Consider the following 8,598-nt stretch of genomic DNA (forward strand, 5'->3'; position numbering starts at 1 on the left):
TGGTCGCCCTTTAGGGCGAAATCTAAAAGATAGTAAGGCGTAGCCCTATATAAAAAAGGTCTTAGGAAAATCCTAAAACCTTTGGAGTTTAAGGGGCATCGCCCTTAATATTCTTTTAATGGAGCTGATAGTCGGATTCGAACCGACGACTTACTCATTACGAATGAGTTACTCTACCAGCTGAGTTATACCAGCCCACAAGTTATATTTTAATTAAAAAATCATTAAGTGTCAATAAGTATTGTTTACTTATTTGAATTTTCGTATATAATTTAATTAAGAGGTGAGAAAATGTTTAACTTTATCAAAAAGAAAAAGACGGGGATATGCTTCAGCGGAGGCGGAGTGAAAGGTTTTGCTCATATAGGAGTTATAAAGGCTTTGGAAGAGAATGGTATCAAGTTCGATATGGCTTCGGGAAACAGTGCGGGAAGTATCGTAGGTGCTTTGTATGCCCTTGGGATAAGTGCCGATGAAATGCTTGAATATTCTTTGAGTATGGAAGTAAGGGATATAATCAATTATAAAAGTGTCAGGAATAAACTCAGCTTCGATTCCGCCAAGGATTTTATAAATTCTTTTAAAGGGATAACCCTTTCTCCCGCGATAGACTCGGAAAATATAGAAAAGTTCTTTTTGGGTATCGGTGGAGATAAGCTGTTCAGCGATACTCTTATACCTTTCTGGGCGGTGAGTACGGACTTGAAAAGCGGTAAGCTCGTTGTCATGGATAAGGGAAGACTTGCAACTGCCGTAAGAGCCAGCAGTGCAATACCCGGAGTGTTTACTCCCGTTGTGAGCGATAAATATACTCTCGTCGACGGGCTTGTTTTAAATAATATGCCTGCGGATATATTGAAGGACAACGGTGCCGACAGGGTGCTTAGCATAAACTTGAAGAAGTATTCCAAGATAGGTACCGACAGCACGAAGTACTTCGATATGCTCTTCGCTACCATAGATATAATGGCTGACAGGAGCCTTTACGACGGTATCAACGCTTCTGATTTGGTGATAAATCCTTATTTGGAAGATACGAAGCTTACTCTTGACGATAACTATATAAAACAGGTTTACGATTTCGGGTATAAAGAAGCAATGTCTAATATGAACGAGATAGTCAAGATGTTTGGTAAATAATTATTTTAAGTCTATAAAAATTATTATAATATTTTAATTGTTAACTTAATATTTCTTATTGGAGTTCTCAGGCACCGCTGAACGCGGTGCCATTTTATTTATATTGTACAGACCAAAAACTCCAAAGGAATTTTATAAATCTTAAAGTTTGCTAAGACTTCACTGAGTAAAACTTAGAGGTCAGCGAGACTGTGAAATTATGCCGTGATGTGATTGACATTTATGGTCATTTGGTAATGGTTTTAATATATATTTAGGAGATTATCTTTTGTAAATTTAATTCGCAGTATAACTTCTTAGCCATGTTATTCTATGTGTTTTCATTTCTAAATGTCATTAATCAAAATTTAGTAAGTTTCCAGTAAAGTCTTACTATAGTCTTACTATAGTCAAAAATGGAGAGTTGTAGAGGACCCTTGTATAAATAAGAGGTGAAAGGGACTTACTCTAGACCTTGTTGTGATAATAAAGGTTTCTGCTTTTGTCTTAAATACTAAACAGATATTTGAGGTGGTGTGTAATAACATCGAGCTGTAGAATAATGGGAGAGCGGTTTTTTCAAAATAATTTATGTAAAATTTAATTGATTGTTTTATGTTAAAGGCGATGTTTGAAGCTCATTGTATAATATTATTGCACAGATTTCCTATATAGGATTTAATTTGGCTTGATTTTATATGAATTAAATTAAGGTATGAAAAAATATATAATGATATCAGTTTTTTTAATTTTAAGTAAATTTTGTTAGAATGTGCTTGAAGGCTTAGTGAAAAGTGATTTTTTATATCTGTTAGCTGGATTTTATTTAAACAAATTTACTTGGTATGACTATTGATCTTATAATGTTTAATGTATTTATTTAATTCTTTAAGTAAGTATTATTATATTCCATATGGTATCGAATAATGAAAAGTGAGTATGCGGGCGCGGATTCTGCTTTAGCAGGCGTAGTGCCCGCCTTTTTTTATTTACTTCCGATATTTGTTATATTTATTAAAGAAAAGCAAATGAAAGAGTAAAATCATTGACAAAATTTTTAAAAGAGAATATAATAAATTATTAGATAAATAAAGAAAAGGTGGTGAAGAAAATGGATGCGGGAAGTAGTATCAGCACTGAACCTGGAGGGCGTATTATAATCAGTTTAGGACGTACTGCTTTAAAAGTGCGTTCATTTTCGAGCTAATTAAATATACTCCTAAGGTTTAGTTTTTGCATTCAATTCAAAAACATGAACAAAGGAGAATTAATATTAAAACTTTTAGATTGTCGTGACTTCAGAAGGATAAAAGATGTACTAAAAGAAATGAATTTTGCGGATATCGCTCTTCTTTTTAATGAGATACCATTGGAAGACATTCCGCTTATTTTTCGTGTTCTGCCAAAAGACACGGCAAGCGATGTATTTGCAGAACTGGATAACGATATCCGGGAATATCTTATAAAGTCTTTCAGCGATGACGAATTGAAAGAAGTTTTGGATTTATTATTTGTAGATGATACCGTAGACATAATAGAAGAAATGCCTGCGAGTGTCGCAAAGAGGATATTAAAGCATACCGACGCTAAAACCAGAAAGCAGATAAACGAAATCTTGAAGTATCCCGAAGACAGTGCGGGAAGCATCATGACTACGGAATTCGTATCTTTAAAAAAAGATATGGATGTATATGATGCATTTTTAAAAATCAAAGCGACGGGTATTGACAAAGAAACTATCTATACCCTATATGTCACGGACTCTAAAAAGAAACTTATCGGACTCGTCTCCACAAAGGATCTTCTTCTTTCAGATATGGAAGATAAAATAGAAGATATAATGGAGACCAACATTATTTATGCAAACACTCTCGAGGACAGGGAAGAGGTCGTTAAGCTTTTTCATAAGTACGATTTGCTCGCTGTACCCGTGGTGGATAATGAAAAGAGACTAATCGGTATCATAACCGTCGATGACGTTATCGACGTAATCGTTGAAGAGGACACGGAAGACTTTGAAAAAATGGCTGCCATGACTCCCAGTGAAGATACTTATTTCAAGACATCTGTCTTCACTCATGCAAAGAAGAGATTTGGCTGGCTGTTATTTTTGATGTTATCCGCGACTTTCACTCAAACGATAATAACTCACTACGAACTGGCTTTCGCCGTCGTTCCCATTTTGGCTTCGTTCATTCCGATGATAAGCGATACCGGAGGCAACTGCGGTTCACAGAGTGCGACAATGGTTATTAGAGGGATGTCCCTGGATGAGATAAAGCCTAAGGATGTATTAAAGGTAGTAAAAAAGGAAAGCGCCATTTCCATAATGGTTGGTGTAGTATTGAGTTTGGTAAACGGACTTAGGATAATCCTTACTTATCACAATATCACTTTGGCTGTTGTTTTGGGGCTTACCCTTATATGCACCGTCTTTATGTCAAAGATACTGGGTTGTATCCTTCCAATTTTGGCAAAGATAATAAAGGTAGACCCGGCGGTCATGGCATCTCCGCTTATTTCAACGGTGGTGGATGCGTGTTCGCTTATAATATATTTTAGGATAGCAATGAGCATATTACACATTTAAAGGAGGGGTAAAATGGAAGAAAAAATATTAAGACTGTTAAATGAAAGACGTTTTTATGAACTGAAAAAGTACTTGGAAACATTAAATCCAAACGATATAGCACCTCTCTTTGATGAGATACCCATGGAAGACGTGCTCATAATCTTCAGGCTGCTTCCAAAGGAAACGGCAGCAGAGACTTTCGTTGAAATAGATAACGATAATCAAGAATATCTTATAAGGGCTTTCAGTGATGAAGAACTTAAAGAAGTCCTTGATTTATTATTCGTGGACGATACGGCGGACCTTGTAGAGGAAATGCCCGCAAATGTGGCTAAGAGAGTACTCAAGCATACCGACGTAACGACAAGGAAGATGATAAACGAAATACTTAAATACCCCGAAGACAGTGCGGGAAGCATAATGACTACGGAGTTCGTATCACTTAGAAAAGATATGACAGTCCTTGACGCTCTTAACAAGATAAAGGCTACGGGGGTAGACAAAGAAACCATATACACCTGCTACGTAACGGATAAGACAAAAAAACTTATCGGGCTTGTATCCACTAAGGATATACTGCTTTCCGATATGGATGAGATAATAGAGGATATAATGGAGACCAACTTCATTTATACTCATACCTTGGCGGACAGGGAAGATGTAGTAAAGATGTTCGATAAGTACGATTTACTTGCGGTACCTGTAGTGGATAAAGAAGACAGGCTCATAGGTATCATCACGGTAGACGACGCTATCGACGTAATCAGAGAAGAAAACACCGAGGACTTTGAAAAAATGGCGGCTATGATGCCAAGTGAGGAAAGTTACTTCAAGACTTCGGCTTTCACTCATGCAAAGAACAGGATAATGTGGTTATTGTTTCTGATGTTATCCGCAACCATGACTCAAGCGGTCATAACACATTATGAGGCGGCTTTCGCTACAGTTCCGCTACTCGTTGCATTTATACCTATGATAACGGGGACAGGGGGTAACTGCGGTTCACAAAGTTCAACGATGATAATCCGTGGGCTCGCCCTCGATGAAATAGAGCCTAAGGATATATTCAAAGCCATGCTCAAAGAAGGAGAGATAGGACTTCTTGTAGGCGTTTCCCTTGCGATAGTAAACGGGATAAGGATAATAATATTCTATCACGATACTATTCTCGCTTTGGTACTCGGTATAACTCTCATAGCAACTATCATAATGGCGAAACTCATGGGGTGTGTTCTTCCAATTGCTGCGAAGAAACTTAGGCTCGACCCTGCGATAATGGCGGCTCCGCTTATTACGACCCTTGTGGATACCTGCTCAATACTCGTATACTTCAATGTTGCGCTTAAAATTATGAATTTATAGTTTCTTTTATAAAGAAACAAATATTAGGGGCTCTGCCCCTAATACCCTGTTATAAGGGACTCCGTCCCTTAGGAAACTCTGCGGGGTTTCGCCCCGCACCCCAAATTCTGTAAGGCTCTGCCTTACAATCCGCCCTTTTTTGTCCGAAGAAACAAAAAAGGGGTAAAAGTTCTTCCGCTGGGCGCGGTGCCTAAGAGCTTCGCTAAAAGGGATATTAAATTTACTTCAGTAATTCACCCACAAATCACCTAAAAGATTTATTACCTTTAATAAAAGATAAAACTTTTTAAGCTAAAGGTGCGGGTCGGTGGTTCTTTCACAATATGCGGGTTGTATTTAAAAGAAACTTGAAATTTCATCAAATGACCGCTATTCCACTCCCATTATCACAATAAGTCTAACTTAATAAAGTTTATTAGATAAATACAAAACTTTACCAATAAAAATATAAAACATATTCTCTCAATCAAATTTAAATTACCTAAACAATAATAAAAGATTATTAAATTACAACTTTTACGTTCAATTAAAAATGTAACTTTTATATAAAAAATTAAATACATTTGACTTAAACCCTAAACTCATAAATATGCTTAAATAAAGGCTTTAAAGCTCTATTTGAATTCCGTATCTATGTAGTAGATACCACTATCTAATATATATCATTCTAAAAAGAAATCGATTAATTTATAATAAACAAAAAATATAAATGATTAATCATAAAAAGAAATTAGAATGAAGGAGGAAAAGATGAAAATAGACTATTTAATGATGGGAGAAAGGCTTAAAAGACAGAGGATAAAACAGAAGCTTACACAGGAGCAGTTGGCAGAAGCTGTGGACTTGTCGGTCAGTCATTTAAGCCACATAGAAAACGGTAATACAAAGACATCACTTCAGACTGTTTTTAATATTTCTAATGTACTAAATATCAGCATTAATAAGATTTTGGGTATAGACTTTGGAACTAAGACAAGACATGTTCCGATAGCGGAAATAGACATGATATTCAAAGATTGTGCAAAAGATGAAAAAGAATTCTTGTTAGAAAATTTAAAATCGTTAAAATCACAATTAAAAAAGTTTAAATAGAAAAAAGAATGCAAATGCATTCTTTTTTTGTGGTCTTTTATATTAATAGTATTTAATATATAAAATTTCTTCCATACTGCCCGCATTTTGTGAAAGAACCACCGACTCGCACCTTTACCATGAAAAGTTTTATATTATATTTAAGGTAATAACTTTCTTAGGTGATATGCGGGTGAATAACCTCAGTAAGTTTAATATCTCTTTTGCCAAGCAAAGAATGGTCGGGTTCTTAAGGGCGGACAGCCCTTAATCATTGTTTCTTTGAAAAAGAAAAAATATCTTTAATAATTAATAAAATTGTATTATAATGGTAAAGATAATTTTAAGTACGAAAAGGAGCGTTTATATGGGGGAAATCAAGTCCAACTTTATAACAAATGAAATAGATAAAGATATAGAAAAGGGAATATACGATAAAGATGAAATATACACTCGTTTCCCGCCCGAACCCAACGGTTTTTTGCATATAGGACATGCAAAGGCGATTTGCATAAATTTTCTTACCGCAAAAAAATACGGAGGTAAGACAAATCTTCGTTTCGACGATACAAATCCCGCAAAGGAAGATACTATGTATGTAAAATCCATAAAGGAAGATATAAGCTGGCTGGGCTTTGAATGGGCAAAAGAACTTCATGCGTCAAATTACTTCGACAAGATGTATGCTTATGCTGTGGAACTTATTAGTAAAGGGCTTGCATACGTAGATGACCAAAGCTATGAAGAAATGAAGAAAAACAGAGGGAATTTAGCGACTCCGGGAGTGAATTCTCCTTACAGAGACAGAAGTGTTGAAGAAAACCTCAATCTTTTCAAAGAGATGAAAGAGGGTAAATACGAGACGGGTTCAAAAGTTTTAAGAGCCAAAATCGATATGACGAGCCCCAATATGAACATGCGTGACCCCGCACTTTACAGAGTGGTACACGAGGAACACCACAATACGAAAGATAATTGGTGCATTTATCCTATGTACGACTTTGCTCATCCTATAGAAGACGCTATCGAGGGGATAACTCATTCACTTTGTTCTCTTGAATTCGAAGACCACAGACCTTTGTATGACTGGATACTGGATAATCTTGATGACTATAAAAACAAAAGACCGAGACAAATAGAATTTGCAAGACTGAACCTTACAAATCAGGTTATGAGCAAGAGATATTTAAGACAGCTCGTCGATGAAGGATATGTTGACGGCTGGGATGACCCGAGAATGCCTACGATTTCCGGTTTCAGGAGAAGAGGCGTTACCCCCGAAGCTATCGTAAATTTCTGCGAAGAGATAGGAGTAAGCAAGTCAAACAGCCTTGTTGACAGCGGAATGCTGGACCATTTCATAAGGGATGATTTAAAGCTCAAAGCAGACAGAGTGAACGCCGTTTTAAACCCATTAAAACTTACTATAACAAATTATCCCGAAGGCAAATTAGAAATGCTTGAAATGGAAAATAACCAGGATATAGAAGACGGAGAAAAGAGAGAAGTACCTTTCGGCAGAGAACTTTATGTTGAGAAGGAAGACTTTATGGAAGTTCCCGTTAAGAAGTATTTCAGATTATTCCCCGGTAACGAAGTAAGGCTTAGAGGAGCATATTTTGTTACTTGCAATGAAGTCGTAAAAGATGAAAACGGCGAAGTGGTCGAACTTAAATGCACATACGACCCCGAAACGAAATCGGGAAGCGGATTTACCGGAAGGAAGGTAAAAGGTACGATACACTGGGTGGAAAGAAGCACTGCAATAAAAGCTAAAGCAAGGCTTTTGGAACCTTTATTCAACAGTGAAGTATCAAGCGAAAACTTCCTTGATACGCTAAACACCGACTCGCTGAATGAAAAAGAAATATATCTTGAACCGTTCATGAAAAAAGCTAAAGCGGGAGATAGATACCAATTTGTAAGAAACGGATACTTCAGTGTAGACCCTAAACTCACTAAATACAATGAACTTGTGTTTAATAGGATAGTTTCCCTTAAATCAAGCTGGAGACCGCCTAAAAAATAATTTGAACTCGGAGAAATCCGAGTTTTTTATTTGCGGGTCGGTGATCCTTTCGCAAAATGCGGACAGTATGAAAGAAGTTTTATATTATATTTAAGGTAATAACTTTCTTAAGTGATTTGCGGGGGACTTAATGAAGTAAGTTTAATATCCCTTTTAGCGAAGCTCTTAGGCACCGCGCCCAGCGAAGATTTCTTCGTTTTTTTATCTTTAAAAAAGAACATATAACTTCTTTTAGATAATATGCGAATAAATGACTTCAGTAATTTTAAATAAAAAAAAGAATGCTTTTGCATTCTTTTTTGTTGTCTTTATATTTGAATATTCATTAGTTATCAAATAGTCCCATTAGCTTAAAAAGTTTTATATTATATTTAGGGTAATAACTTTTTTAGGTGATATGATGATGATTGACTTTTGTAAGTTTAATATCCCTTTTGCCGAAGGC

The 8,598-nt window shown here is 36.1% G+C and carries 5 protein-coding genes and 1 tRNA gene; 5 read left to right on the forward strand and 1 reads right to left on the reverse strand.

Features of this window, described 5'->3' with window-relative positions; all coding sequences use genetic code 11:
* Positions 1-119: 119 nt before the first annotated feature.
* Positions 120-195 (reverse strand) — tRNA-Thr (locus NSA01_RS09450).
* A gap of 96 nt (positions 196-291) precedes the next feature.
* Here NSA01_RS09450 and NSA01_RS09455 point away from each other — a divergent pair.
* The 5 genes from NSA01_RS09455 (at position 292) to NSA01_RS09475 (ending at position 8,153) form a co-directional block, all read left to right on the forward strand.
* Positions 292-1,140 (forward strand): patatin-like phospholipase family protein, encoded by an 849-nt coding sequence (locus tag NSA01_RS09455; RefSeq protein ID WP_257481216.1) that lies wholly within the window; start codon positions 292-294, stop codon positions 1,138-1,140.
* Between the two features lie 1,231 nt (positions 1,141-2,371).
* A complete protein-coding gene (gene mgtE / locus NSA01_RS09460) occupies positions 2,372-3,709 on the forward strand; it encodes a magnesium transporter (protein WP_257481217.1) in 1,338 nt (445 codons plus the stop codon).
* Between the two features lie 12 nt (positions 3,710-3,721).
* Positions 3,722-5,053 (forward strand): magnesium transporter, encoded by a 1,332-nt coding sequence (mgtE, locus tag NSA01_RS09465; protein WP_257481218.1) that lies wholly within the window; start codon positions 3,722-3,724, stop codon positions 5,051-5,053.
* Positions 5,054-5,803: 750 nt separating this feature from the next.
* On the forward strand, positions 5,804-6,145 hold the full coding sequence (locus NSA01_RS09470) for a helix-turn-helix domain-containing protein (RefSeq protein ID WP_257481219.1): 342 nt from the start codon (positions 5,804-5,806) through the stop codon (positions 6,143-6,145).
* A gap of 346 nt (positions 6,146-6,491) precedes the next feature.
* A complete protein-coding gene (locus NSA01_RS09475) occupies positions 6,492-8,153 on the forward strand; it encodes a glutamine--tRNA ligase/YqeY domain fusion protein (RefSeq protein WP_257481220.1) in 1,662 nt (553 codons plus the stop codon).
* Positions 8,154-8,598 lie beyond the last annotated feature (445 nt).

The organism is Anaerofustis stercorihominis (assembly GCF_024623185.1).
Lineage (GTDB): Bacteria > Bacillota > Clostridia > Eubacteriales > Anaerofustaceae > Anaerofustis.